We start from the raw sequence: 25,099 nt of genomic DNA, 5'->3' as shown, positions 1-25,099 counted from the left end.
ATTATTTGCTGGTGCTTTGTGTTAATGGGGATAAAAGTGTAGCATATTGGTAGATTATTGTTAGAGATAGGTGTGATTCAAGATGAAAGAACTCATTCATAATGATTGGCAACAGATTTTAGAACCAGTGTTTGAATCGCCTGAATACGCGCAACTTCATCAATTCTTACGTCAGGAATATCAGACTGAAACTATTTATCCGGATATGTATCATATTTTTCAGGCCTTTGAATGGACCTCTTTTAAAGATACAAAGGTGGTTATTCTCGGCCAGGATCCTTATCATGAACCTAATCAAGCCCATGGTTTGAGTTTTTCAGTCTTACCAGGTAATCAAGTGCCGCCGTCTTTGAAAAATATTTATAAAGAGTTAGCAACAGATGTTGGCGCCACCCCGGTGAATCATGGCTATTTAAAAGCTTGGGCAGATCAAGGCGTTTTACTGCTGAATTCTGTTTTAACCGTGCGGGCACACCGCGCTTACTCTCATCGTGGCAAAGGCTGGGAACTTTTAACTGATCAGGCAATTAAAGCATTGTCGGAACGGGGTGGGGTTGTTTTTATTTTATGGGGGAATGCTGCTAAGGCCAAACGTGATTTTATTGACGAATCAAAAAATGTCGTGTTAACCTCAGTACATCCTAGTCCGTTATCAGCTTATGGTGGTTTCTTCGGTTCGCGGCCATTTTCTCAAGCTAATCAGGCCTTAGAAAAATTTAACGAATCACCAATTAACTGGCAATTACCTAGCGATCCAGGGCCACACGACTAACCAATTTGAAACAGATTTCCTAAACTGTTATACGAAATATACAAATAGGGCTAGTCGAAGTGATCAGAAAGCGCTAAAATGGAAGACAAAAGCGCTTTCGCATTGGAGGAAATTTCATGGACTTATTTGAGAGTTTACAAGGTAAAATCAACGGAAAAAACATTAAAATTGTTTTTCCAGAGGGTCAAGAACCACGGATCATTGGTGCAGCTGTTCGTTTAAAGGCTGACAAAGTTTTGGAACCAATTTTGTTAGGGAACCAAGAAGAAGTTGAAAAAGTCGCTAAAGACAATGGTTTTCATATCGAAAATCTTAAGGTCATTGATCCTAATAACTACGCTGTCGCTGATTTTGATAAAATGGTCGCGACATTTGTTGAACGTCGCAAAGGCAAAGCGACTGAAGAACAAGCTCGGCAAATTTTGTTAGATCCTAATTATTTCGGAACGATGCTCGTTTATATGAAACAAGTTGATGGCATGGTTTCTGGTATCGTTCATTCGACCGGAGAAACTGTTCGTCCAGCTTTACAAATTATTAAGACGAAACCAGGCGTCTCACGGACTTCTGGTGCGTTCATTATGCAACGTGGCCGTGAAGAAGAACGTTATTTATTCTCTGATTGTGCGATTAACATCAATCCAAACGCTCAAGAATTAGCAGAGATTGCCGTTCAATCCGGTAAAACCGCTGAATTGTTTGATATTGATCCTAAGGTTGCACTGTTAAGCTTCTCAACTAAAGGTTCCGCAAAGTCGGAAGAAGTAACAAAAGTTGCTGAAGCAACAAAAATTGCGCAAGAATTGGCACCTGACATGGATATTGATGGCGAATTACAATTCGATGCTTCTTACGTGCCATCAGTCGCTGCTCAAAAAGCACCAGGTTCAACAGTTGCTGGGCACGCCACAGTTTTTGTTTTTCCAGAATTACAGTCAGGTAATATTGGCTACAAGATTGCCCAACGTTTTGGCGGTTTTGAAGCGATCGGTCCAATTTTGCAAGGTTTAAATCAACCTGTTTCAGATTTATCACGAGGTGCTAATGAAGAAGATGTTTATAAATTAGCGATTATTACTGCGGCACAATCTTTGTTGTAAAATTTTTTGATATCAAGAGGTAAGGACTTTGAAATTTGAAACGACTAGTGCCACACAAACAGAAGCAGTTGGTGAGCAGTTAGCACCGTTGTTATATGCTGGTGCAGTGCTGTTACTTGAAGGTGATCTTGGTGCAGGCAAAACGACGTTTACTCGCGGTTTGGCACGCACTTTAGGGATTAGTCGAGCAATTAAAAGTCCCACCTTTACGATTATTCGTGAGTATCGCGATGGTCGGCTGCCATTATTTCATATGGACTTGTATCGCTTAGAACATAGTTCAGCAGATGATCTTGGTTTGGAAGAATATTTCGAAGGACAAGGTGTTTGTGTCATTGAGTGGCCAGAATTTGGCGCCGATGTGTTACCTAAGGATGTGCTGACGATTACGATTGAACGGTCGGCTAAGCTTGACGATGGTCGGCAATTCACCTTGACTGCTCAAGGACCTCGTTCAGAAGTGTTACTCGGTCAATTTGCGAAACGGTGGTCAAATGAGTGAGGTAGAGATTACAATTCGACAGGCAATTCCTCAAGATGCCGCAGAATTATTACGTTTCTGGCAAGTAGAGGTTGTTTCTTGCGACTTATTAGAAACCGATGACTTTTCGGCGGATATTCCTGAAGAGATGATGGCTCGCGAGTTAGCAGATATTTATGAATCAGCAAATAATTACTTGTTGGTGGCGCTGGCAGACAAGGAATTAATTGGTTATTTGCGAATAGCTGCGCCAGATGGTTATCAACGCAGCCATGTTGGTGAGCTAGGCATTATTATTGCCCGTGCTTTTCGCCATCAGGGGTTGGGCCAAATTTTAATGGATGAAGCTTTGACTTGGGTTGCTGAAGCATCCTCGTTAAAACGAGTGGAACTTTATGTTCAGAAAAGAAATTTACCTGCACAAAAGCTTTATCACCAATTTGATTTCGTGACAGAAGGAGAATTACCACAAAGTTTTCGCAGTAAAGACGGTGAGTTGTTAACGACAATTTTAATGGCAAGACTGTTTTAAAGAACAAAGGTAAAATTACAGCCAGTTTGATAATGACGATTAAAAAAATGAGGAACTAAATCCAGAAATTGGATTTAGTTCCTCATTTTTGTGTGAGATTAGATGGGGCTAATTATTTCTGGAGTTGAAACGTGCTCAAGGCAACTGATTGCTATGTCTAACTAGAAATCCCATCTGGGTTGGCACCCAGCTGTGCTTCCTAGTTAGAACTACGCAATCAATTCGTTGGCCTTCGCACTCTAGCTGAAACGTGCTGCGAACAACTGGCGACAGTGAATTTAAGTGTGAATCTCCTTGCGTTGGCACGCATCAATCTTTCCATTTAAATTTAGACCAGCAACCCGTTGGCTTTCGCACTCTAGTTGAAACGTGCTACGAACAACTGACTGCGCATAATTTAAGCGTGAATCTCTCTGCGCTAACACGCAGCGATCTTCCCGTTTAAATTAAGACAGTCAATTCGTTGTTCTCCGCACTCTGCTTTTGAAACGTGCTGCGAAAGTCTGACAATTCCGCTTAAGCCAGCAATGAATAAGTTCAAAATACGAACTTTTTCATTGCTTTCTTAATGCTCGTTGTCAACCAGACTTTCTCCGCGCTCTAGGCAATGCTGATTAGTTTTTTGATGGGTTCTGGGCCGAATTGTTTAACTTCGGCTAATAGGATGTTGGCGCAGGCGTAGCTGTCTGCTAGGGCGTTGTGGTGGTTATCTAGTTGAATTTGTAAATAATCAGCGACGGTATTTAGTTTGTGGTTTGGTAATTCGGGATATAATTTGCGGCTAGTTTTGACAGTATCAACGGTTAAAAAGTGAGGTGCTTCGATATCATAGCGTTCCAAAGTACTTTGCAAGACTTTAATGTCAAAACGGGCATTGTGGGCGGCTACTAATTGATCTTCAGAGAAGAGCGGAGCAATGTGCGGCCAAACTTCAGCAAAATTAGGGGCACCAGCGACAGTCTGCGCAGAAATTCCGTTGATACGTGTGTTCCAATAATCGAATTTGCTTTGTGGATCAATAAGGGTGTAAAAATTATTGACAATTTGATTATGACGAACCGCAACAATCGCTAAGGAGCAGGCACTATCCGATTGTCGATTAGCTGTTTCAAAATCCATGGCGATAAAGTTCACTTAGCTTCGACTCCTAAGTCGGTTGTGTCTAATTCAACAGGACAGTGATCAGATCCGTAAATATCTGCTAAAATTTTGGCATCTTTAATTTGATCTTGCAGGGCATTGCTGGTTATGAAATAGTCAATGCGCCAACCAGCATTATGATCGCGAGCATGGAAACGATAGCTCCACCATGAATAGCGTTCAATCTGGTCAGGGTAAAGATAGCGGAAAGAATCCGTAAAGCCGGCCGCCAATAATTTGGTGAAGCTTTGACGTTCCTCATTAGAAAAACCGGCATTATGATGATTAGTTTTGGGATTTTTTAGATCGATTTCTTCGTGCGCAACATTGAGGTCGCCGCAAAAAATAACTGGTTTATTCGCCGATAATTGTGAAACATAATTGCGAAAGGCTTGGTCCCATTCTAATCGATAGGGCAAACGTTTAAGTTCACCTTGAGAATTCGGCGTGTAGCAAGTTAATAAATAAAAGACGGGATACTCCAAAGTAATCACGCGACCTTCTTGATCATGTTCAGCAATCCCTAAACCATAGGTGACCTGAAGTGGTTGATACTTTGTAAAAATAGCAGTGCCAGAATAACCTTTGCGCTCGGCGTAATTAAAATATTGATGGTAGCCCGGCAAATCTAATGTCACTTGACCGGCCTGCATTTTTGTTTCTTGAACACAGAAGAAATCTGCGTCTAAATCTTTAAAGGTTTGTTCAAAATCTTTTTTCAAAACGGCTCTTAATCCATTAACGTTCCAAGAAATAAATTTCATTAGTTAACTCCTTAATGACTTGTTAAGACAGTCTTCACTACCCTTGATTGTAACAAATTTTAGGTCAAAGTGCGATGGCTTACTCCCAGCGGTTCAATTGATGTCAAAACAACAATTTGGTCATGACAATTAGGTTGATGGTTAGCAATAACTTGGCTATTTGTTAGCGATTGTTAAAATCGTCTTTAAAATAGCAGCGCCAACTAAATTTTGTTCTATAATAAAAAGAGCATCAATCAAAGTGTGTTGTTGTTTTAGATAAACAGTTACGAAGTAATACTGATAGTCAACGTGCCCTTTTTTTGTTAGACTTAGTTAGAATATTGAGGACGTATTGAAGAGGAAGATTTCATGTCAATTTTTTCAGACTTAAACATTCCAATTTTGGAACATACACCAATGAGCCACTATACTTTTACGAGAACTGGTGGGCCAGCAGACTTCTTGGCCTTTCCTGAGAATGACCAAGAAGTCTCTGCGCTGATTAAACGGGCTCGCACGGCCGAGTTGCCTGTTACGATTGTGGGCAATGCTAGCAATATGATTATTCGTGACGGTGGTATTGAAGGCTTAGTTATTTTGTTGACCCGGATTGAAGAGATTGAGCGGACCGATAATTTATTGACGGTTAGTGCGGGGACGCCGTTAATGACAGTTTCTGAAGCTGCTTGTCAATTTGGGTTAACTGGTTTGGAATTTGCCGCGGGGATTCCTGGAAGTGTCGGTGGTGCTGTTTTCATGAATGCCGGTGCCTATGGTGGTGAAGTTAGCAATGTGATCACTGAAATCAAAGTTCTAGATGAGCTTGGTGACTTGCACGTTTTAAGCGGCGATGAGATTCGTTTCAGTTACCGGCACAGCGTTGTGCAAGAGGCGCCCTTGACCGTTGTTTCAGCAACGTTTGCATTAAAACCGGGTGAACCCGAAAAGATCCGCAAAACAATGGATGCTTACAATCAGGCCCGTGCTTCAAAACAACCGTTAGATTTACCATCTTGCGGCAGTGTTTTTAAACGTCCAACCGGTTATTATACCGGTCCGTTAATTCAAAAGGCTGGGCTGCAAGGTAAGACGATTGGTGGCGCACAGGTTTCTAAAAAACATGCCGGTTTTATCGTTAATGTCAATCAGGCCACTGCCACTGATTATTTGAACTTAATCGCATTGATTATCAAAACGATCAAAGAAAAGTTTGGTGTTACTTTAGAGCCAGAGGTTCGAATTATCGGTCGTGAAAGCAGCACTGAGCCAGAAAAAGTTGGACGGAAATAAGGTCAAACTTACTGAGCAACTTAACCGTTCTTTGTGACTAAATTCTTGGTCGAATAAAACGTGCGGGGCGCAGCGTTCACACGCAAGCTTCGTTCGGATTTCAATATCAAATAAAGGACGTCACGATTTCTATTTCAATTTTGTAATCGGCATTAATTTTAGTTGTACGACTTGATGAATGAGCGTTTAAAAATACCCTTAAGGAATTTGCAAATTGAAGCGTTCGCCAATTGTTAGACAAGCAGTCTAATAATTGGCGACACGACAATGCAGAATCTTTAAGGGTATTTTTTTAAAACCGATTGACTGTTGTTACTTGATTAATCATCATTGCGGAATTTAGGGCGTCGGGTTCTGAATTTGACAAGGGTTCGCCCTAAATGTGGCGTTGTTGGAAAACTTTCTAGCGTGGGAATTAACTCATTGAAACCAACTTCGGTAATCAGTGGCAGTTTCTCAGCAGTTGGCCAGAAGTGGTTATCGAATAATTGCCAGATTTCTTCGCGATCTTCAATCGTGCAATGTACAGAATCAATACCGTATAAAGTGACGCCGCGCAAAATAAAGGGAAGCACAGTTGTCTGCAATTTAATGCCACCAGCATTGCCGCTGACGACCAAATGACCATCTTGATAAATTTGTGGAATCAATTGCCCTAATAAATCACCACCAACGTTGTCAAAAACAACACCGAATTTTTGTTTGGCTAGTGGCTTAAGTGGATCTAAGCCAACTTCGGCAGGTGAGACAATTCGTGTGGCTCCCAGTGCTGTTAATTGGGACGTTAACGCTGTTTGGCGGGTAACAACGGTAATGTTATGGTAACCAAGCTGAGCTAAAATGGCCAATTGCCAACCACCGACACCACCTGTGACGCCAGTAATTAATAAAGGCACTTCTTTATCAGTCATTACCGTGCTTGCCAATACTTTAGTAATTCCCATGGCTGCTGTAACGCCGGCAGTGCCAATCATCATCGCTTCTTTTAAGGTTCGTTGTTCAGAAAGATGTTGCAAAAAGCCGCCGGGTAGATCAACACTTTCCTGATAACCGCCATCAATATTAACCCCGATATCCCAACCGGTGGCAAAAACTTGTTGCCTGATTTGGAAACGCGGATCGTTTGAGGCGATGACCCAGCCACTAAAATCAACTCCGGGTACGCGGGGAAATTGACGAATAACGCCACTGTCCTTTTTCAAAGTGAGGGCGTCTTTGTAATTAATGTCGCTATAGGCAACTTGTACGCGAACATAGCCGGGCTGCAAGTCAGGAATTTTGACAGACGTGATTTCTGGAACGGGTTGCGAATCAACTAGTGAGATAACCAGTGCTTTTTTTTGCATAGAAGACATCTCCAATGATTAAGTGATGAGTCTATTATATCTGCTTCGCCGCGTAAAACCAAGAAAGAATGTATTCGCTTTATTTTGATTGTTGTTTGCGAAAGCTAGCAGTCTGACTTATTAAGATGACATTTAGATTAAATTAATGATTTCGATGGTGAGATAGGCTTGGCAGTCGGATTAAGTTACGTTATAATTGAGCGGTTTAGTAAACAAAAAGTTATCTGACAAAAAGTTTAGCAGAAATTTGAGGATGAATTAATGGAGTTTGGACAGAAATTAAGATCACTGCGAATTTTGAAAAATCTAACTCAAGAAGAATTGGGCGAACGAACGGATTTGACCAAGGGTTATATTTCGCAGTTAGAGAACAATCAATCATCGCCAACTGTTGAAACGTTGCAAGATATTTTGACGGTTCTCGGAGTGTCTTTGGCTGATTTCTTCTCAGATAAGCAGCCCGATTCACAAGTGCTTTTTAAAATTGACGATCAGGTTAAATATCAAGATGAAGATTTGGGTTACGATTTGAATTGGTTGGTGACAGAGTCGAATGAACATGACATGGAGCCGGTCTTATTGACGATTCAGCCAAGCGGTGCCTTTAAAAGTTTTGCGCCGTCACCTTCAGAAAGCTTCATTTATGTTCTTAAAGGTAGCGTGAAGTTAACTTGGGGCGATAAAGAAGTGTTGGCTCATTTACACGAGAGTTTATACTTCCCAGCGACGCAACCGCACCAATTAAGTAATCCGTTTAGTAAGCCAGTAACCTTATTGTTAGTGGCAACTGAATCTTATTTGTAAGCAGTCAAACAAGAACTAAATTGGATTTGTCAATTAACCAGTCAATTTGCTGGGACAGATTTTTAGTTGCGTCAACTGGTGTTGTTAGGGCACTTGCACCAGAGTTTTGTTTCACGAGAGCAGTCAATAAAAAAGCTGGAATTTTGTTCCTCCTTACTTTATCGAGCAGTGCAATTATTGGAGGTTATCATGGTTAAACCAATTATTGAATTAAAGAATATTACGAAACGCTATGATGATGGTTTTACAGCCTTAGAGAATATCAACATGACAATTGAACCGGGCAAGTTTTATTCGTTACTGGGACCATCGGGTTCGGGCAAGACGACAATTTTGCGGATCATTGCCGGTTTTACGGATGCAACGGAAGGCACGGTGATTTTTGAAGATCAGAAGATTAACGACCTGCCTGCCAATCGTCGCAAAGTAAATACGGTTTTTCAAAATTATGCGCTGTTTCCACACATGGATGTTTTTGATAACGTGGCGTTTGGCCTCACCTTGAAAAAGAAACCAGTAAAAGAAATTCGCGAACGAGTGTTGAACGCACTTAAAACAGTCCAACTACCAGGCTATGCTAACCGCGAAATAAGCGAGCTGTCTGGTGGTCAACAACAACGGGTCGCAATTGCGCGGGCCATTGTCAACGAACCAAAAGTTTTATTGCTGGATGAACCTTTATCAGCATTGGATATGAAATTACGTAAGGATATGCAGTATGAGTTGCGCGAATTACAGCAGCGTTTGAAAATCACTTTTATTTTTGTGACCCATGACCAAGAAGAAGCATTAGCCATGAGTGATGAAATTTTCGTCATGAATGATGGCAAGGTTTTACAAAGTGGGACCCCGGTAGATATTTATGATGAGCCCATTAACCACTTCGTTGCTAATTTCATTGGTGAGAGTAACATTGTGCCTGGTAAAATGATTGATGATTTTCAAGTTGAATTTGTCGGCAAGACTTTCGAATGTGCCGATGCCGGGATGCGTCACGGTGAAAAAGTTGAAGTGGTTTTGCGGCCAGAGGATTTGGATATTACGAAACCTGAACAAGGTAAACTAGTAGTTGAAGTTGATACACAATTGTTTCGCGGCGATCATTTCGAGATTGTTGGTTATGACGAAGACGGCAATGAATGGCTGATTCATTCCACTAACCCAGTTAGAGATGGCAAAAAAATCGGTTTAACTTTTGAACCAGAAGACATTCATGTCATGCGTTTTGGCGAGAAAGAGGCAGATTTCGATGCGCGTCTAGAACAGTACGAGGAGGATTAAAGGTTGAAAAAAACACGTTCATTCTTTATGGTTCCTTATCTTGCTTGGATCTTATTATTCGTCATCACGCCGTTGATCTTGATTTTGTATCAATCTTTCACGAATAGTGCTGGTCAATTTACGTTCCAAAATTATGTGACCTACGGAACTTCTTGGGTTTACCTCAAAATGTCGTTAAATTCATTTTGGTACGCTTTATTAATCACAGTGGTGACCTTGTTAATTAGTTATCCGACGGCTTATTTCTTAAGCAAAACTAAGCGTCAACAATTATGGCTACTATTAATTATCTTGCCAACTTGGATCAACTTGTTGTTGAAGACTTACGCCTTTATTGGTTTACTCTCACAAACTGGTTCCGTTAATCAATTTTTAACGTTTATCGGCATTGGCCCGCAACAGCTACTATTCTCAAATTCGAGTTTCTTGTTAGTCGCCAGCTATATTGAAATACCGTTTATGATCTTGCCGATTTATAATGCAATTGTGCAATTGGATCCGGCTTTAGTTAACGCTAGTCGTGATTTAGGGGCGACTAATTTTCAAACTTTTAGTAAAGTTATTTTTCCGCTCACGCTTAGTGGTGTAAAGGCAGGCATTCAGGCGGTCTTTATTCCATCACTGTCGCTCTTTATGATTACCCGCTTAATTGGCGGTAATCGGGTGATTACTTTGGGTACGGCGATTGAGGAACATTTCATGACAACCATGAATTGGGGAATGGGCTCAACCATTGGTGTGATTTTAATCGTGATGATGTTCATTATCATGTTGTTAACGAACGATCGTAAGAAGAAACATCGGGAGGTAATTGTAGATGAAAAAGAAACACTTTAGCACAATTTATTTAGTCTTCGTTTTCTTGTTGCTCTACATTCCGATTTTCTATTTAATCTTTTACTCGTTTAACAAAGGCGGTGATATGAATCACTTTACCGGCTTTACTTGGCAACATTACGCTGAATTATTTGCTGACAAACGGATGATTATTATTGTCTTAAACACGTTGTTGGTGGCTTTATTGTCTTCACTAATTGCAACGCTTGTGGGAACGATGGGCGCAATCGGCATTTCGGCCCGGCGGCAGCGGAAAGTTAAATCAGCCTTGCTGACCTTAAACAACGTTTTAATGGTCTCTCCTGATGTCATCATTGGTGCGAGTTTTTTGATTTTATTTACAGCACTTGGTATTAGTTTAGGCTTTGGGTCCGTCTTGATTTCTCATATTGCTTTTTCCATTCCAATTGTTGTTTTACTCGTCTTACCTAAAGTTAACGAGATGGATTCCTCATTGATCAATGCGGCCATGGATTTAGGCGCAACGCGCTGGCAAACATTTAGTCGTGTAATCGTACCGTTTATCGCTCCAGGAATTTTCTCTGGCTTTTTCATGGCCTTTACTTATTCGTTGGATGATTTTGCGGTGACTTTCTTCGTGACTGGCAACGGTTTTGCAACCTTGGCTGTGGAAATTTATTCACGGGCGCGTCAAGGGATTAGTTTGGAGATTAATGCCTTGTCTGCAGTGATGTTTGTTTTCGCTTTGATTCTAGTCGTCGGCTACTATTTCATCGAGCAATACTCACAATCACGGCGTCATAAAAAGAAATCAGGCAAAGCCACCTTGGGAACTGAGGTGATGCTGCCATGAAGAAGTTACTTTCAATGTTGCTGGGAATTTTAGGACTTTGTGGTATTTTGTTTTTTGCCAGTCATCAATTATCTGAAAGTCAAGGGAGTGTCACCACCAAGAATACTTTGAATTTGTTTAATTGGGGTGACTATCTCGACCCAGCGCTTATTAAAAAGTTTGAGCGAGAAACAGGGTATCACGTTCAATATGAAACTTTTGATAGTAATGAGGCAATGTACACGAAGATCAAACAGGGCGGTACTAGCTATGATTTGGCCGTTCCTAGTGATTATATGATTGAGAAAATGCGCAAAGCTAATTTGCTCTTACCAATTGATAAAAACAAGTTAACTCACTTTAACAATTTAGACCCGATGTTTCTGCATAAGAGTTTTGATAAAAACAATCGTTATTCCATTCCATATTTCTGGGGGACGTTAGGAATTATTTATAACGATCAAAAGGTTAAGGCCAGCGAAATGCAACACTGGGATGATTTATGGAATCCTAAATGGAAAGATAGTATTATGTTGGTTGATTCAGCACGAGATATTATGGGACTTGCTTTGATTTCTCAAGGTCATTCGGTCAACACCACCAATACTAGCGAGATGGTTGCTGCGCAAAGTAAACTCAATAAGTTGTCCGGTAACGTTAAAGCCGTTGTCGCCGACGAAATTAAATTGTATATGATTCAAAACGAAGCGCCGATTGCAGTAACTTGGTCCGGTGAAGCAAGCGAAATGCTAGCCGGTAATTCGCATCTACACTATGTGGTTCCTAGTGAGGGCGGCAACTTGTGGTTTGATAACATGGTCATTCCGAAGACTGCGAAGAATAAAAAGGCCGCGTATGCCTTCATCAACTTCATGCTCCGTCCGGAAAATGCAGCTCAGAACGCAGAATATGTCGGTTACGCCACACCAAATAAAGCCGCTAAGAAATTATTGCCGGCTAGTGTTCGCAATGATAAGCAATTCTATCCGCCAGAAAGTACGATTAAGAAATTGGAAGTCTACGCGGATCTCGGTGCTAAAAAAGTCGAAGAATATAATGATCTATTCTTAAAATTTAAGATGTATCGCTGATCATGGTTGCTTCTTTTACCATTGCTAATCAAGAATAGTGTGAACGAAAACTATGGTATTGCCGTTCTAAACCCTAGAACTGTTATGCTGCGGTCCTCCGTGCCTACGAGAAATGCGCTGGTGGAACGCTGCGAGCTTGATTTGAGCCAAATCAAAGCCCAATTTAGTTTGAATGTGTGCTTTATTGAGAGCGGCAAACCCTAAAACTGCTATGTTGTGCTTCTTCGTGCCTGCGGGAAATACGCTGGTGGAACGCTGCGAGCTTGATTTGAGCCAAATCAAAAACTGATTTGTCTCAAATGCAAACTTTCTTGTAAGTGGTAAACCACTAACAAGAATGCCGCGGCTAACCGCGATTTTCCTCCGGCACTGACTAGAGTGCGTTAGTGCAACTAAACTTCAAGCTTTTACTTCTCAAAGTTTTTACTTCTCAAAATTGAAGGTGATTCAATCACTCGTCAATTCAGCGCTTGCGCAAAGGTTGCCATCTTGCTTGTCTAGTGAGGAAAAATAAATACCGCTCAGTGGTGAGATTGTTGTTGCAGCTTTAGCTGTTACAACAAGTCCTGTCTTGGAGACAATTTTGAAAAAATTGGCTTCAAGCAGTGCCCACCACGTTCCAGCGAAAGTATTTATTTTTCCTCATGGCACTCGCTACACTTCGTATGTAACCTTTGTGTAAGCGCGAAGAATCACAACAAAACAGTTCTAGGGCCAGCCACTTCGCATTTACACTAAATTGGTTTAGTGATAATTTGTTAAAATGGGCCCGTTGTAATAAACTAACAATATGGTTGTGTTCGTTAAAATAATCGAATAATCTTGAAGACTAACTGCGGTTGTTGTTAACGACTTGGAAGCAGTTAGATCAGTTGAAGATGATGGGTTAATTTCGGACACGCGGGTTTGTATCCTTTTGTGAGGGGAGTCTTCATATGAGTATTAATTGGGGTCAATTGATCTCGCTGCAGAACTTTACTAATTTAATCGATATTCTGGTCGTTTGGTATTTCATTTATAAGTTGATTATGATTGTGCGGGGCACTAAAGCTGTGCAGTTATTCAATGGTATTATCGTCATTATTGCAATTAAAGCCATCAGTTATTTCCTGAACTTACATGCTGTTTCTTACATTATGGACATGGTCATTAACTGGGGAGTCGTGGTTTTAGTTGTGATTTTTCAGCCGGAGATTCGGCGCGCCTTGGAGCGAATAGGGCGTAGTCAGGTTTTCGGTGGTGGGACTCATCATGCGCAAGAGGAAATTGATAAGTTTATTAATTCATTGGATAAAGCAATTCAATATATGTCTAAACGGCGAATTGGTGCCTTGATGACAATTCAAATGAATACTGGCTTAGAGGATTACATTGAAACAGGAATTCCTTTGGAAGCTGATGTTTCCGGCGAATTACTGATTAATATTTTCATCCCTAACACGCCGTTGCATGATGGCGCCGTTATCATTCGGGATAATAAAATTGCGGTTGCTGCAGCTTACTTGCCTCTTTCTGATAGCAATATGATTCCTAAGTCGTTGGGAACACGACATCGTGCTGCAGTCGGGATTAGTGAAGTAACCGATGCCTTAACGATTGTTGTTTCTGAAGAGACTGGTGAAGTGACCATCACCAAGAATAGTCAATTAATTCAAGGGTTAAGTCGCGAAGATTATCTGAAATATTTACACGCTCATTTGGATAGTACGGAAGAACAGAAGAATTTTCTACAACAAGTTCGCGATGTTTTTACGAAAGGTGGGTCTAAAAAATGAAAGATTTTTTTAACCGGCCTTGGGTCTACCGCGTCTTGTCGTTAGGCTTAGCAGTATTGTTGTTTGTTTATGTGACTAACCAAAATCTTGGTTCGACACGTTCCAGTCAAAGTCCTGAACAAACTGCAGTAGCCAACACGAAAGAAACATTCAGTGAGAATCTACAAGTTGATGCTGATCTTGACACCTATTATGTTACTGGTTATCCAGAAAAAGTTGCCATTACGATTGCTGGTTCAAAGGCAAATGTTATCGCCGCTAAGAATACGCGGAATTTTCGCGTTTATATTGATGTGCGCCATCTGAAAGTTGGGACTCACACTGTTCGAATTAAACAGACCGGGCTTAATCAATCATTAACCTACGTTATTAAGCCAGCAACAGTCAAAGTGAAAATTGCCACGCGTGCTGATAAGACTTTTCCAATCCAGGTTAACTATAAGTCGAGTAAAATTGCGGATGGCTACTTAACCAATACGCCGGATATTACACCTTCAACAGTTCGAGTTTCCGGTGCTAAAAGTGAAGTTGCGCGCGTCAAGCAAGTTGTAGCCAATCTGAATTTAAGCGATCATACCACAACCAATTTTGAACAAGAAGTCTTGTTGGAAGCATTAGATAAAAATGGTAACACGGTGGATGTCTTATTGACACCACAAACGGCCCACGTGGAATTACCCGTTTATTTACCTAGCAAAAAGATGAAGCTTGATTTTGAACCAAGTTCTTCGAGTGATTCGAGTAAGAGTTACTCATTGACTAGTTCCGTCAATTCAGTAACGGTTTATGCACCGCAATCGGTGTTGGATAAACTGGGCAAGACGCTTGAAGTAGACGTCAATGTGAAAGGGATTAGCAACAACACGCAAAAGACGGTTAAAGTAGTCAAGCCTAAGGGTGTGATACGAACTAATCCTAGCTCGATTGCGGTAAATATTCAGGTCATTCAATCTAATTCTGAAACATCTTCAAGCTTTAGCGAGTCGAGCCACACTACTTCATCTAGTAGTTCAAGTTCTGGTGATAGTTCAACTGATTCATCAGATTCAGATGGCAATAGTTCTAATGATTCAACCACAAGTAGTAGTTCTTCATCTTCTTCAGTGGGTAATAGTACATCGCCATCAACAAGCGATGATTCTGAATAATGTTGGTAAATGTTAGGAGAGATAATAATGGTTAAATATTTTGGTACTGACGGTGTTCGGGGAATTGCAAATCAAGAATTAACCCCTGAATTGGCATTTAAATTAGGCCGTTGTGGTGGTTATGTATTGACTCAGCATGCTCAAGAAGGTGAAGATCGAGAAAACGCGGTTCCACGTGTTTTAGTTGCGCGTGACACGCGTGCTTCTGGTCAATTGTTAGAGTACGCCTTAATCTCGGGCTTGTTATCCGTGGGAATTGAGGTATTAAAGCTAGGGGTCATCACAACTCCTGCTGTCGCCTACTTGGTTAAGGCGCAAGGAGCAGATGCAGGCGTCATGATCTCTGCTTCTCACAACCCCGCCGCAGACAATGGTATTAAATTCTTCGGACCTGATGGCTACAAGTTGTCAGATGAAGAAGAGGAAGAAATTGAAAAGTATTTAGACACACCGGAAGATACATTACCTCGTCCTGCAGCTGCTGGTTTAGGAACAGTTGATGATTATCCAGAGGCTGCCCAAAAGTATCTTCAATTCATCGAACAGACCGTTTCAGATGACTTAACCGATATCAAAGTTGTTGTTGATGGTGCCAACGGTTCGACTAGTAAATTAGTTAATCGTTTATTTGCTGATTTAGATACGGACTTCCAGACAATTGCCACGAATCCTAATGGTCTAAATATTAACGATCATGTTGGTTCAACTCACCCGGAGCAATTAGCAGCCAAAGTCGTTGAGAGCGGCGCCGACGTCGGATTAGCTTTTGACGGCGACGGGGATCGTTGTATCGCCGTTGATGAACAGGGTAATATTATCGATGGCGACAAGATCTTGTACGTCTTAGGTACTTATTTTGCACAACGTGGGCGTTTAAAGAACGATACGATTGTGACCACTGTTATGAGCAACATGGGCTTATATAAGGCCATTGAACAGGCAGGCTTGAAGTCAGTGCAAACACAAGTTGGGGACCGCTATGTTGTTGAAGAAATGCGTGCGCATGATTATAATTTAGGTGGCGAACAATCTGGTCATATTGTCATCTTTGATTATCATAATACCGGCGACGGCATGTTAACCGGGATCCAATTATTAAATATCATGAAACAAACAGGCAAAAAGTTGTCTGAATTGGCTGCTCCCGTTAAAACCTATCCCCAGAAATTAGTTAACGTCAAAGTGAGTGACAAAAAGCATTGGCGTGATCATCCAGCAATTGTTGAAGCAATCGATACAGTTGAAAAAGAGATGGCTGGTGATGGCCGTATTTTGGTACGACCTAGTGGCACACAATCATTATTACGTGTAATGGCTGAAGCTTCGACTGTTGACCTGGTCGAGAAGTATGTTGATCAGATTGCCGATGTTGTGCGCAACGAAATCGGCGTTGAGTAGTCTTTGAAATAGCCTGAAAAATAACCTTGTTTTTTCAGAGATTAACTAACTAATTAAATAGATTTATTAGACGCAATCATAATTTTGATTGCGTCTTTTTAATGCGACCAACTCGTTGTGCTGAATTGTGATCGTGAAATTCAAGTCAAAATAAAAGTGTACCAATATTTGAAATAAAAATAGACCAATTAGTGTTTTTATGTTGACATAGCCATTTCAAAACAATAGAATTGCAGATGTACCAATTTTTAAAATAAAAAATATTGATATATACCAATTATGAAAAGGTGATTAATAATGTGTGGAATTGTCGGTGTAATAGGTTCAACTTCAACAACGGATATTTTATTAACAGGATTAAAACGTTTGGAATATCGTGGCTATGACTCAGCTGGCCTTTATGTAAACGATCAGTCTGGTCATGATTATTTAGTGAAAACGGTCGGTAAGATTTCTCAATTAGAGGCAGCATTGACAAGTGACGTGCAAGGAACAGTCGGTATTGCCCATACGCGTTGGGCCACGCACGGCCAGCCTAGTGTGGCCAACGCTCATCCGCAATTTTCTGACTCTAAACGCTTTTATTTAGTGCATAATGGTGTGCTTAATAATTATCATCAATTACGAAGTGACTATTTAAGTGACGTTGATTTTGCTAGTCAAACTGATACTGAGGTTATCGTGCAATTAGTCGCGCATTTCGTTGAACATGATGACATGAGTACGTTTGCTGCGTTTCAAAAGACGTTACAATTACTTGACGGTTCTTACGCAATTTTGCTAGTTGATCAAGAACAGCCCGATCAAATTTTTGTCGGGAAAAATAAAAGTCCGCTGTTAATTGGCATTGGTGCAAACTTTAATCTCGTTAGTTCCGACGCACTTGCCACTTACGATCAAACTGAAGACTATTTAGAACTTCATGATCAAGAAATGGCGGTTGTTCGCCAAGATGATGTTAAAATTTATAATCTTGACGGTCAATTGCAGCAACGTGAGATGACACAAATAACGATCGATCATTCTGCCGTTTCTAAAGGTAGTTACCCAACTTTTATGCTTAAAGAAATTGATGAACAGCCAGTCGTGATGCGCCGAATTGGTCAGGAATATTTCGATGACCACCGTCAAGCAATTATTGATCCGGAATTATTGAACGCATTAAGTCATACCGATCGCGTTTACTTCGTGGCTGCAGGAACGAGTTATCATGCGAGCCTCGTTGGCAAACGATTATTTGAAAGCTATACGAAAATTCCGACTGAGGTTGGCGTGGCCAGCGAGTTTGGTTACCATTGGCCAATTCTCTCTGAAAAACCATTCTTTATTTTCTTATCGCAAAGTGGTGAAACTGCAGATAGTCGCCAAGTGTTGGTTGAGGCTAAACGTCGCCATTTACCGGTTCTAGTGATAACCAATTCAGCAAATTCGACTTTAGCTCGTGAAGCTAATTACACGTTATTACTGCATGCTGGACCAGAGATTGCGGTAGCTTCAACGAAAGCATATACAGCACAAATTGCAGTTGAGGCCACGTTGGCCAAGGCGCTTGGCGAGAAGTTAGGCATCAAAGCGGCACAAAATTTTGATTTATTGACCCAATTAGGTTTAGCGGCTAACGGGATGGAAACCTTGGTCTCTGAAAAAGAAACTTGGTCCCAATTAGCAGAAAATTATTTAAGTGGAATTAATGATGCCTTTTATATTGGTCGCGGCGTTGATTATGACGTTAGCTTAGAAGCAGCCTTGAAATTAAAGGAAATTTCTTATGTTCATACAGAAGGCTTTGCTGCCGGCGAATTGAAGCATGGTACCATTGCGTTAATTGAACCAGGGATACCAGTGATTGCTTTTATTACTGAAAAATCAACGGCGGCGCACACGCGTGGTAATGTTCAGGAGGTTGTTGCACGGGGCGCAAAAGTTTTGGTGATTGCCAATCAAGATTGTCAGGAAGTACAAGATCAAATTATTCTGCCGACATTAGCAACAGAATTAATGCCGTTGTTAACTGGTGTCTGTGGTCAATTGTTGGCTTACTACGCCACCTTACAGCGCGGTTTGAATGTTGATCAACCCCGTAATCTCGCAAAGAGTGTCACCGTAGAATAAACAAGGTATTAATAACACCATGGCTAAAAAAATTGACCGGTTATTTATTAGTCGCGCGTAAATACGCTACCATCTTGCATTGGCAGAGCGTTATCGGCAGTGTTGAGGTTGATCTTAGTGATTGATTACTGACCTCAAGATTCATATCTAAAAAAATTGTTTTTAATTGCTTCGAGTCAGGGCTAACTGTATGTCATTTACAACACTGTAGCAGTGTTGAGAATCGTTTGTTAGTTGCAATAACTACTAGGACTTCAGCATGGTTTTCAGCTATTTTCAATATTACGCTGTACATTTCAGAGTAATCCAGTAAAATAAACATAAAGACGAACACTGGGAGAAAAAACATGAAAACGGCTGTACTAACAGATAGTGCCTCTTCATTTACACCTGCAGAAGCGGAGGCCATGAATGTCACGATGTTGCCAATCACCGTTATTTTCGGTGAACAAGAATATTTAGAGAACGTTACGATTTCGGCGCCAGAATTCTACCAACGGTTACATGAAGAAGAGCAATTACCAACAACTGCACAGATTACCATGCATCAAATGCAAGGTGCGTTTGATCAGCTAAGTGCAGCTGGTTACGATGAAGTTCTCTGTATTAATTTATCCAGTGGTATTACGACATTTTATGAAAACCTTTGCGCATACGCACCTTCCGTTACCAATATTAAGGTTTATCCCTTTGATACTAAGATTGCCAGTGCCGGCGAGGCAGATTTGGTGCGGTACGCTGCTTATTTAGTAACCCAAGGAGAACACGCTGCCGAAATTCTGCCCAAACTTGCGGCGCTACGCCAGACGATTGGCCTTGATTTTATTGTGGACAATTTATCGCACCTGTTACGGACGGGCCGAATTTCTAACACGAGTGCATTGATTGGTAACTTATTGCAGGTGAAGCCGATGTTAACGTTCGACGACGCTGGTAAAATTGTTGTTGCTGGTAAGGAGCGGACAATGCGGCGCGCTTTTGCCCATGCGTTGCGTGATTTTGATGAAGCACAAGCTGCTGTTGACTATCCATTACAAATTACCGTGATTGATGGTAATGTTCCAGAAACAGCTACTGAATGGGTCGCACAATTACAGCAACGCGATGCTGATTTGACAATCGTGCAGAGTCATTTAGGACCAACCTTAGGCGTTCATACTGGTGAGGGTGTCATGGGCTTGCTGTGGTCGCGTGATTGGCGCCGTGAACTGAAGGAGTTGTAATCATGTTTAGTTATCAAGTGGATGCTGAAATTAAATTAGCTTTGCCACGTTTAAAAGATGCCGAGACTATTTTTGCAATGATTCAAAAGGATGCCGACTATCTTAGTGAGTGGTTACCGTGGGTTGATAGTATGAAGTCAGCGGAAGAAGAGCGGCAATTTATTGAAACTTCTCTGGAACACTTTGGACTTGGTCAGAGTTTAAATCTCTGTATTTGGTACCACGATCAATATGCCGGCAATATCAGCTTTAACAAATTTGATCAGAGAACGCGTTCGGCAGATATTGGTTATTTATTGGGACAAGATTTTCAACATCGCGGTATCATGCATCGTTGTGTTACCGCATTGTTGAAAATTGGCTTTACTGAATATGATTTAGAAAAAATTGTGCTTAAAGCCGCCGTGGGTAATCGTCCTAGTAATCAAGTTATTCAACATGCTGGGTTTCACTTTGATGGGGTTGAGCGACACGCCGAGCAAATTCATGATCAATGGCTTGATTTGAATGTTTACTCAATGTTACGCAGTGAATGGCACGTGCAATAATGCAGAGATGGTGTGAAAATTAGTTTAAGTCCGCCGCTGAATCTAATCGCTCTGCTTGACTAAATTTTTGGTGGAGCAGATGGTGATTTGAAGTTTGAAGAAGGTTGACCTCATGTTTTCTTCTGACAATGCACTGCAGCAAAGCAGCTGAGATTTTTGTCTCGGCTTTCATAACGATATTCTACAAAAAGGACCGTTCCTGCTATAATGGACGTGTCCTTTTATTTTTCTGAAAATGGAGTGTATTTTTGAAATGATTAAGTTAGTCGCAATCGATCTAGATGGCACCTTATTAAATTCTCAGCATGTGATCGCACCACAGAATATTCCGGTTATCAAAAAAATTAGTGCTAGCGGTGTTAAAGTCGTTCTTGCCTCTGGAAGACCTTTGTCAGGCCTACAGTCAGAATTGGCGGCATTAGATTTAACTGGTGCTGATCAATATGTAGTGGCCTTCAACGGTTCCTTAGTTCAGAGTGTGACCGGGAAAATTCTATCACGGACATCTTTTAGCTTTGCCGACTATTTAGTTTTGGAAAAATTGGCCCAGCAATACGCGGTTAATTTGGATATCGAAAATGATCAAGCAATTTATACGACGAGTCATGACATTAGTACGGTTGTAACAACCGAGTCGTATTTGTTGAACCTACCAATTAAAATTCGTCGTGTGGCTGAATTACCGCAGGATTTGTTAATTCCTAAGTGTATGTTTATTGATGAACCTGATAAAATTGACCACTTCTTAAAGGAATTGCCAGTCGAAATGACCAATCGCTACAACTTTTTATTGTCAGATCGTGGTTATATTGATGTGATGCCTAAATCTGCCACTAAAGCGTCTGGTCTAGCAAAATTAGCGGCTCAATTGAAGATCGACGCTTCTGAAATTATGGCAATTGGTGATCAGAAGAATGATTTAGCCATGTTGAATTATGTCGGTTTACCAGTAGCAATGGGAAATGGTATCCCTGAAGTTAAGTCGATCGCTAAATTTGTCACAGCGACTAATGATGAGGGTGGCGTTGCCCAAGCTTTGCTGAAAGTTTTCGGTGACTAACATGGAATATCCTGAAGTGAGTCTAGCAATTTTTCAAGAACGTCCAAATCGTTTTATTGCCATTTGTCAGCTGGCTGATCAGCAAGTTACGGTTCATGTTAAGAATACCGGTAAATGTCGTGAGTTGTTAATTCCCGGTGTTACTGTGGCCATAACCCATAATCATAACCCTCAGCGCAAGACGGCCTACGATTTAATCGCTGTTAATAAAAATGGTAATTGGATTAATATTGATTCGCAAATTCCTAATGATTTAGCAGCTAATGGATTGCAAAGTGGCCTCATCACATTACCTGGTGTTCCAAAAATTAAGACGGTGCAACGAGAGGTTGTTTATCTGGATTCGCGGTTAGATATCGCTGGTAGTTTTGTTGATGATCGCAAATTTTTCGTAGAAGTTAAAGGTGTGACACTTGAACGCAATGGTTTGGCCGCATTTCCTGATGCTGTTACCACGCGGGGCTTGAAGCATGTTCATACCCTAACTACCGCACAAAGATCAGGTTATCAGGCATTTTTGCTCTTTATTGTCCAAATGATCGGAATAGACGCACTGACGATTAACGCTAAGCTACAATCGGAATTGGCTGCAACAATTAAAACTGCTCAACAAGCCGGCGTACAAGTTCTAGCCTACGATTGTGATGTAACGCCCGCAACAATTACACTACGACAACCGGTTAAATTTGACTTAGAGCAAATTTTTTAAACGAAAAGAAGAGCACAAAGATGATAATCGACCACTTAAAAAGTCGTTATCATCTTTGTGCCTTCATTTAAATTAAGAATTATCGAGAATTTAGTTGATCTGAATGTTACCACTAACAGTTTTGCTGGTTAGATTAAAGCTTGGCTTATTACCATGTTGGCCGCTCTTTTGCCGGCGGTTACTGCCGGCATTGTATTGCGTGTCATAGGGTAGAAAAACATTGCCATTAGTAGTATTAGCTTTAAAGCTATATTCACTATCAAACGGTAAACCGATTCTGATCGAACCACTTTTGGAAATAGCTGAAATATCGCGATTGACCTGTTTGAAGCGTAATGTTACTGTTCCGCTAGTGGACTGAAAACGACCACTACCGGATAATTCAGTTCCCGCCACACGACCACTGTGATCTAGCAAATTAAAGGTGTCAGCGTTAGCAAAGTTCAACGTGATATTGCCACTGCGATTTTCAGCATTAATTTCACTAGCCTCAAGATGTTCTAATAAAATATCGCCGCTACGCGTTTTCGTGCTAACCATACTGTTCACAGTTGTTCCATGACTATGAATCAATTGAATCGAACCACTAGTACTGCGCAAGACGATTTGCTCGGCGGTCAAAAAGGCGGTTTTAACAGAACCAGATTTTGCCTGAATATGAATTTGGGCCAGGTCAAGATTGTGCGCAATGATTGAACCATTGTCGGTACTGCAATCGAGAATATAATGACTGGTTAAATCGTTGAGCAGCATGCTGCCACTTTTATCGTTGAGATAAATAAAACCAGTGAATGATTTGGGAATTGCGATTTCAACTCGAATTCGCATAAAAGCAAATGCACCACCACGCGCACTTTGTTCAATTTTAACTTTATCACCATCAAGGTGTTGTTGGGCATACAATGATGGTCGATCATGGTTCATGTATTCATTGATGATGAGCGTTTTTTGTTGTGTTTCAGTGACAATAATTGTGGCAGTATGATAATTTAGAATGATTTGATTAAGTTGGGCTACATCAACCGTCAGTGAATTGACTAATTTTGTCGCAAAGAAGCGGTCATAAAATCGCGTTAATTGTTTGCTATCAATACTTGTACCACTACTTTGTGTCTGAATCGTCTTTAATAAGTCGTCCAAATCATTTAAACTAGCAATAGCTTCAGCCAATGCTTGCTTTTCAGGGACACCATTGGTGATTTTTTCTTTAGTATTTTCAGTTAAATCAATGAGAATGCTGGTAAATAGTTGCGTATTTTCATCACTGTTCTGATAAGGCGCGAAATGCTTGCGTAATGCTTTTTCTAATTCAGGAAACATAGATAGTCTTCTTTCAGGGATTAAAATCTGGATTGTGTAGAACTTGAACAGCTTTAATTTAGCACAAATTGGAGAATGACGGAAGAAAAAGCGGTTAATCGTGCAAAAATGACGGCAATGATTGGTCTTTTGTTGATCCTGATGAAATCGGATATGTTAAAATGAATCAATTAGGAATTACCCCAGGTTAATCTAGTTGGAGGATGTTTATGAGCCATAAGTGGAAAAAGATTTATTTTTGTTTAGCAATTCTCATTATGATTCTGATCTTTATTAGTTCATCTATGACCTATCAACAACAAACCGTAACGCCAGAATTAGGACATCTCAATTTGAATTGGTTACATCGGTGGCTGGATCCTGTTGAAATTAATTACGGGGGTCGTATTTATTCAGTTAAAACGGTAGGCTTCACTGAAATGATTGAATTTATTCTGCGCAAGATAGCACATTTTAGTAGTAACTTTCTATTAGGATTATTTGCTTATTGGGGACTTACTAATTGGGTGCCGAATAAATGGTTCCGAGCCATACTAATTTGGTTAAGTTGTACCGGCTACGCGGCCACTGATGAATTTCATCAATTGTTAACCGGTGATCGGACACCAATGATTCAAGATGTGATGTTAGATTCAATTGGGGTATTATGTGGTGTGATACTTGCGTCAATTATTGTGCGGATATTAGAACGTCGTGCTGAAAAGAAGCAGCATCATTATTCGGTTCCTAAATCACGTTAAAATCTTGACAATTACGTTGCTGGACTTGCGCAAGCAACTTGATTTTGATATGATTAATAACGGTTTTAACCAAGTTTGCTAATGAAAGAAGGAGAAGCGAATGTCAGGACATTCAAAGTGGCATAATATTCAAGGCCGTAAAAATGCACAAGATTCAAAACGTGGGAAAATTTTCCAGAAATTGTCTCGTGAACTTTACATGGCTGCAAAGAGTGGTGATCCTGATCCCGCGAATAACCCTTCATTACGCTTGGTGATGGATAAAGCACGTGCTGCCAATATGCCTAAGGACAATATTGAACGCGCCATCAAAAAAGCGCAAGGTGGCGATGGCGAAAGCTATGAAGAAGTCACTTATGAAGGTTACGCACCAGGCGGTGTTGCTATTCTAGTCGAAGGACTTACTGATAATAAGAATCGGACAGCATCTAACGTTCGAGTAGCATTTACTCGTAACGGGGGTAACCTGGGTTCAACTGGTTCCGTCAGTTATATGTTCAATCGTCGTGGTTACTTTGCCATTGATCGGACAACAACAGATGCTGATGAAGATCAAATGTTGGAAGATGTTATGGATGCTGGTGCTGATGATTTACAAACGGCCGATGATGTTTTTGAAATCTACACTGATCCTAAAGATTTTGCCGCTGTTCGTGATTCATTACTAGCAAAAGGCTATCAATTTGCCAGTGCTGAATTGACAATGGTTCCAGAAAATACAACACCTGTTCCTGCTGATAAAATTGAACAATTTGAACGGATGATCGATCTTCTGGAAGATGATGATGATATTCAAAATGTTTATCATGCCGGAGAATTACCAGACGAAGACTAATTTGATTTGTATGTAGTG

At 40.8% G+C, this 25,099-nt stretch carries 24 protein-coding genes; 20 read left to right on the top strand and 4 right to left on the bottom strand.

What is annotated here, in order from left to right:
* Nucleotides 1-82: 82 nt before the first annotated feature.
* The 4 genes from EKM65_RS06555 to EKM65_RS06540 all read left to right on the top strand — a co-directional run bounded on the left by EKM65_RS06555 (nucleotide 83) and on the right by EKM65_RS06540 (nucleotide 2,885).
* Complete coding sequence (locus EKM65_RS06555; RefSeq protein ID WP_125606860.1) at nucleotides 83-772, top strand: uracil-DNA glycosylase; 690 nt, start codon at nucleotides 83-85, stop codon at nucleotides 770-772.
* Between the two features lie 116 nt (nucleotides 773-888).
* Nucleotides 889-1,872: a phosphate acetyltransferase gene (gene pta, locus EKM65_RS06550; protein WP_125606858.1), complete on the top strand. Its 984-nt coding sequence runs from the start codon at nucleotides 889-891 to the stop codon at nucleotides 1,870-1,872.
* 28 nt (nucleotides 1,873-1,900) lie between these two features.
* Nucleotides 1,901-2,374 (top strand): tRNA (adenosine(37)-N6)-threonylcarbamoyltransferase complex ATPase subunit type 1 TsaE, encoded by a 474-nt coding sequence (tsaE, locus tag EKM65_RS06545; protein ID WP_125606856.1) that lies wholly within the window; start codon nucleotides 1,901-1,903, stop codon nucleotides 2,372-2,374.
* Nucleotides 2,367-2,885, top strand: coding sequence for a GNAT family N-acetyltransferase (locus EKM65_RS06540; RefSeq protein ID WP_125606854.1), 519 nt, complete (start codon nucleotides 2,367-2,369; stop codon nucleotides 2,883-2,885). The genes tsaE and EKM65_RS06540 overlap by 8 nt, the downstream gene beginning before the upstream one ends.
* A gap of 600 nt (nucleotides 2,886-3,485) precedes the next feature.
* On the opposite strand, the gene EKM65_RS06535 is transcribed toward EKM65_RS06540, so the two are convergent.
* Nucleotides 3,486-4,019: a 3'-5' exonuclease gene (locus tag EKM65_RS06535; protein ID WP_125606852.1), complete on the bottom strand. Its 534-nt coding sequence runs from the start codon at nucleotides 4,017-4,019 to the stop codon at nucleotides 3,486-3,488.
* Nucleotides 4,016-4,789, bottom strand: coding sequence for an exodeoxyribonuclease III (locus EKM65_RS06530; protein ID WP_125606850.1), 774 nt, complete (start codon nucleotides 4,787-4,789; stop codon nucleotides 4,016-4,018). The genes EKM65_RS06535 and EKM65_RS06530 overlap by 4 nt, the downstream gene beginning before the upstream one ends.
* Nucleotides 4,790-5,140: 351 nt before the next feature.
* On the opposite strand from EKM65_RS06530, the gene murB reads away from it, so the two are divergent.
* Nucleotides 5,141-6,061, top strand: coding sequence for a UDP-N-acetylmuramate dehydrogenase (gene murB / locus EKM65_RS06525; protein WP_125606848.1), 921 nt, complete (start codon nucleotides 5,141-5,143; stop codon nucleotides 6,059-6,061).
* 320 nt (nucleotides 6,062-6,381) lie between these two features.
* Here murB and EKM65_RS06520 read toward each other — a convergent pair whose 3' ends face one another.
* Nucleotides 6,382-7,407: an acrylyl-CoA reductase family protein gene (locus tag EKM65_RS06520; protein WP_164506851.1), complete on the bottom strand. Its 1,026-nt coding sequence runs from the start codon at nucleotides 7,405-7,407 to the stop codon at nucleotides 6,382-6,384.
* A 261-nt stretch (nucleotides 7,408-7,668) separates the two neighbouring features.
* Between EKM65_RS06520 and EKM65_RS06515 the strand changes: the two genes are divergently transcribed.
* The 13 genes from EKM65_RS06515 (at nucleotide 7,669) to sfsA (ending at nucleotide 22,186) form a co-directional block, all read left to right on the top strand.
* On the top strand, nucleotides 7,669-8,211 hold the full coding sequence (locus EKM65_RS06515) for a helix-turn-helix domain-containing protein (RefSeq protein WP_125606844.1): 543 nt from the start codon (nucleotides 7,669-7,671) through the stop codon (nucleotides 8,209-8,211).
* 189 nt (nucleotides 8,212-8,400) lie between these two features.
* Nucleotides 8,401-9,492 (top strand): ABC transporter ATP-binding protein, encoded by a 1,092-nt coding sequence (locus EKM65_RS06510; protein ID WP_125606842.1) that lies wholly within the window; start codon nucleotides 8,401-8,403, stop codon nucleotides 9,490-9,492.
* Nucleotides 9,493-9,519: 27 nt separating this feature from the next.
* Complete coding sequence (locus EKM65_RS06505; RefSeq protein ID WP_125606880.1) at nucleotides 9,520-10,329, top strand: ABC transporter permease; 810 nt, start codon at nucleotides 9,520-9,522, stop codon at nucleotides 10,327-10,329.
* Complete coding sequence (locus EKM65_RS06500) at nucleotides 10,310-11,143, top strand: ABC transporter permease (protein ID WP_125606840.1); 834 nt, start codon at nucleotides 10,310-10,312, stop codon at nucleotides 11,141-11,143. The genes EKM65_RS06505 and EKM65_RS06500 overlap by 20 nt, the downstream gene beginning before the upstream one ends.
* Nucleotides 11,140-12,213: an ABC transporter substrate-binding protein gene (locus EKM65_RS06495; RefSeq protein WP_125606838.1), complete on the top strand. Its 1,074-nt coding sequence runs from the start codon at nucleotides 11,140-11,142 to the stop codon at nucleotides 12,211-12,213. The genes EKM65_RS06500 and EKM65_RS06495 overlap by 4 nt, the downstream gene beginning before the upstream one ends.
* 935 nt (nucleotides 12,214-13,148) lie before the next feature.
* Nucleotides 13,149-13,988 carry a diadenylate cyclase CdaA gene (gene cdaA / locus EKM65_RS06490; protein ID WP_125606836.1) on the top strand — a complete coding sequence of 280 codons (840 nt, stop codon included), beginning with the start codon at nucleotides 13,149-13,151 and terminating at the stop codon, nucleotides 13,986-13,988.
* Nucleotides 13,985-15,136 (top strand): CdaR family protein, encoded by a 1,152-nt coding sequence (locus EKM65_RS06485; RefSeq protein ID WP_125606834.1) that lies wholly within the window; start codon nucleotides 13,985-13,987, stop codon nucleotides 15,134-15,136. Before cdaA ends, EKM65_RS06485 begins: the two co-directional genes overlap by 4 nt.
* Before the next feature lie 27 nt (nucleotides 15,137-15,163).
* Complete coding sequence (gene glmM / locus EKM65_RS06480) at nucleotides 15,164-16,534, top strand: phosphoglucosamine mutase (protein WP_125606832.1); 1,371 nt, start codon at nucleotides 15,164-15,166, stop codon at nucleotides 16,532-16,534.
* Nucleotides 16,535-16,831: 297 nt separating this feature from the next.
* On the top strand, nucleotides 16,832-18,646 hold the full coding sequence (glmS, locus tag EKM65_RS06475; protein ID WP_125606830.1) for a glutamine--fructose-6-phosphate transaminase (isomerizing): 1,815 nt from the start codon (nucleotides 16,832-16,834) through the stop codon (nucleotides 18,644-18,646).
* A gap of 347 nt (nucleotides 18,647-18,993) precedes the next feature.
* The gene (locus EKM65_RS06470) at nucleotides 18,994-19,869 is read left to right on the top strand and encodes a DegV family protein (RefSeq protein WP_125606827.1); all 876 of its coding nucleotides are present in this window, start codon (nucleotides 18,994-18,996) and stop codon (nucleotides 19,867-19,869) included.
* A gap of 2 nt (nucleotides 19,870-19,871) precedes the next feature.
* Nucleotides 19,872-20,417 (top strand): GNAT family N-acetyltransferase, encoded by a 546-nt coding sequence (locus tag EKM65_RS06465; RefSeq protein WP_125606825.1) that lies wholly within the window; start codon nucleotides 19,872-19,874, stop codon nucleotides 20,415-20,417.
* Nucleotides 20,418-20,670: 253 nt separating this feature from the next.
* Nucleotides 20,671-21,477, top strand: a complete 807-nt coding sequence (locus EKM65_RS06460; RefSeq protein WP_164506850.1) for a Cof-type HAD-IIB family hydrolase — start codon at nucleotides 20,671-20,673, stop codon at nucleotides 21,475-21,477.
* A gap of 1 nt (nucleotide 21,478) precedes the next feature.
* Nucleotides 21,479-22,186, top strand: coding sequence for a DNA/RNA nuclease SfsA (gene sfsA, locus EKM65_RS06455; protein WP_125606821.1), 708 nt, complete (start codon nucleotides 21,479-21,481; stop codon nucleotides 22,184-22,186).
* Nucleotides 22,187-22,276: 90 nt separating this feature from the next.
* Here sfsA and EKM65_RS06450 read toward each other — a convergent pair whose 3' ends face one another.
* Nucleotides 22,277-23,506 carry a DUF4097 family beta strand repeat-containing protein gene (locus tag EKM65_RS06450; protein WP_125606819.1) on the bottom strand — a complete coding sequence of 410 codons (1,230 nt, stop codon included), beginning with the start codon at nucleotides 23,504-23,506 and terminating at the stop codon, nucleotides 22,277-22,279.
* Nucleotides 23,507-23,715: 209 nt separating this feature from the next.
* Here EKM65_RS06450 and EKM65_RS06445 point away from each other — a divergent pair, with 209 nt between their 5' ends.
* Together EKM65_RS06445 and EKM65_RS06440 are read left to right on the top strand one after the other, a co-directional pair.
* Nucleotides 23,716-24,246 carry a VanZ family protein gene (locus EKM65_RS06445; protein ID WP_164506849.1) on the top strand — a complete coding sequence of 177 codons (531 nt, stop codon included), beginning with the start codon at nucleotides 23,716-23,718 and terminating at the stop codon, nucleotides 24,244-24,246.
* Between the two features lie 100 nt (nucleotides 24,247-24,346).
* On the top strand, nucleotides 24,347-25,081 hold the full coding sequence (locus EKM65_RS06440; protein WP_125606815.1) for a YebC/PmpR family DNA-binding transcriptional regulator: 735 nt from the start codon (nucleotides 24,347-24,349) through the stop codon (nucleotides 25,079-25,081).
* Nucleotides 25,082-25,099 lie beyond the last annotated feature (18 nt).

Origin of the sequence: Lapidilactobacillus bayanensis, assembly GCF_003946695.1 — a bacterium.
Taxonomy (GTDB): domain Bacteria; phylum Bacillota; class Bacilli; order Lactobacillales; family Lactobacillaceae; genus Lapidilactobacillus; species Lapidilactobacillus bayanensis.
This window is presented reverse-complemented; position numbering and strand designations above follow the sequence as displayed.

What these genes read in the sequence shown, in the direction of transcription:
- EKM65_RS06555 (WP_125606860.1), top strand. Translation starts at nt 83, where the DNA reads ATGAAAGAACTCATTCATAATGATTGGCAACAGATTTTAGAACCAGTG.
- pta (WP_125606858.1), top strand. Translation starts at nt 889, where the DNA reads ATGGACTTATTTGAGAGTTTACAAGGTAAAATCAACGGAAAAAACATT.
- EKM65_RS06540 (WP_125606854.1), top strand. Translation starts at nt 2,367, where the DNA reads ATGAGTGAGGTAGAGATTACAATTCGACAGGCAATTCCTCAAGATGCC.
- EKM65_RS06530 (WP_125606850.1), bottom strand. Translation starts at nt 4,789, where the DNA reads ATGAAATTTATTTCTTGGAACGTTAATGGATTAAGAGCCGTTTTGAAA.
- murB (WP_125606848.1), top strand. Translation starts at nt 5,141, where the DNA reads ATGTCAATTTTTTCAGACTTAAACATTCCAATTTTGGAACATACACCA.
- EKM65_RS06520 (WP_164506851.1), bottom strand. Translation starts at nt 7,407, where the DNA reads ATGCAAAAAAAAGCACTGGTTATCTCACTAGTTGATTCGCAACCCGTT.
- EKM65_RS06515 (WP_125606844.1), top strand. Translation starts at nt 7,669, where the DNA reads ATGGAGTTTGGACAGAAATTAAGATCACTGCGAATTTTGAAAAATCTA.
- EKM65_RS06510 (WP_125606842.1), top strand. Translation starts at nt 8,401, where the DNA reads ATGGTTAAACCAATTATTGAATTAAAGAATATTACGAAACGCTATGAT.
- EKM65_RS06505 (WP_125606880.1), top strand. Translation starts at nt 9,520, where the DNA reads ATGGTTCCTTATCTTGCTTGGATCTTATTATTCGTCATCACGCCGTTG.
- EKM65_RS06500 (WP_125606840.1), top strand. Translation starts at nt 10,310, where the DNA reads ATGAAAAAGAAACACTTTAGCACAATTTATTTAGTCTTCGTTTTCTTG.
- EKM65_RS06495 (WP_125606838.1), top strand. Translation starts at nt 11,140, where the DNA reads ATGAAGAAGTTACTTTCAATGTTGCTGGGAATTTTAGGACTTTGTGGT.
- cdaA (WP_125606836.1), top strand. Translation starts at nt 13,149, where the DNA reads ATGAGTATTAATTGGGGTCAATTGATCTCGCTGCAGAACTTTACTAAT.
- EKM65_RS06485 (WP_125606834.1), top strand. Translation starts at nt 13,985, where the DNA reads ATGAAAGATTTTTTTAACCGGCCTTGGGTCTACCGCGTCTTGTCGTTA.
- glmM (WP_125606832.1), top strand. Translation starts at nt 15,164, where the DNA reads ATGGTTAAATATTTTGGTACTGACGGTGTTCGGGGAATTGCAAATCAA.
- glmS (WP_125606830.1), top strand. Translation starts at nt 16,832, where the DNA reads ATGTGTGGAATTGTCGGTGTAATAGGTTCAACTTCAACAACGGATATT.
- EKM65_RS06470 (WP_125606827.1), top strand. Translation starts at nt 18,994, where the DNA reads ATGAAAACGGCTGTACTAACAGATAGTGCCTCTTCATTTACACCTGCA.
- EKM65_RS06465 (WP_125606825.1), top strand. Translation starts at nt 19,872, where the DNA reads ATGTTTAGTTATCAAGTGGATGCTGAAATTAAATTAGCTTTGCCACGT.
- EKM65_RS06460 (WP_164506850.1), top strand. Translation starts at nt 20,671, where the DNA reads ATGATTAAGTTAGTCGCAATCGATCTAGATGGCACCTTATTAAATTCT.
- sfsA (WP_125606821.1), top strand. Translation starts at nt 21,479, where the DNA reads ATGGAATATCCTGAAGTGAGTCTAGCAATTTTTCAAGAACGTCCAAAT.
- EKM65_RS06450 (WP_125606819.1), bottom strand. Translation starts at nt 23,506, where the DNA reads ATGTTTCCTGAATTAGAAAAAGCATTACGCAAGCATTTCGCGCCTTAT.
- EKM65_RS06445 (WP_164506849.1), top strand. Translation starts at nt 23,716, where the DNA reads ATGAGCCATAAGTGGAAAAAGATTTATTTTTGTTTAGCAATTCTCATT.
- EKM65_RS06440 (WP_125606815.1), top strand. Translation starts at nt 24,347, where the DNA reads ATGTCAGGACATTCAAAGTGGCATAATATTCAAGGCCGTAAAAATGCA.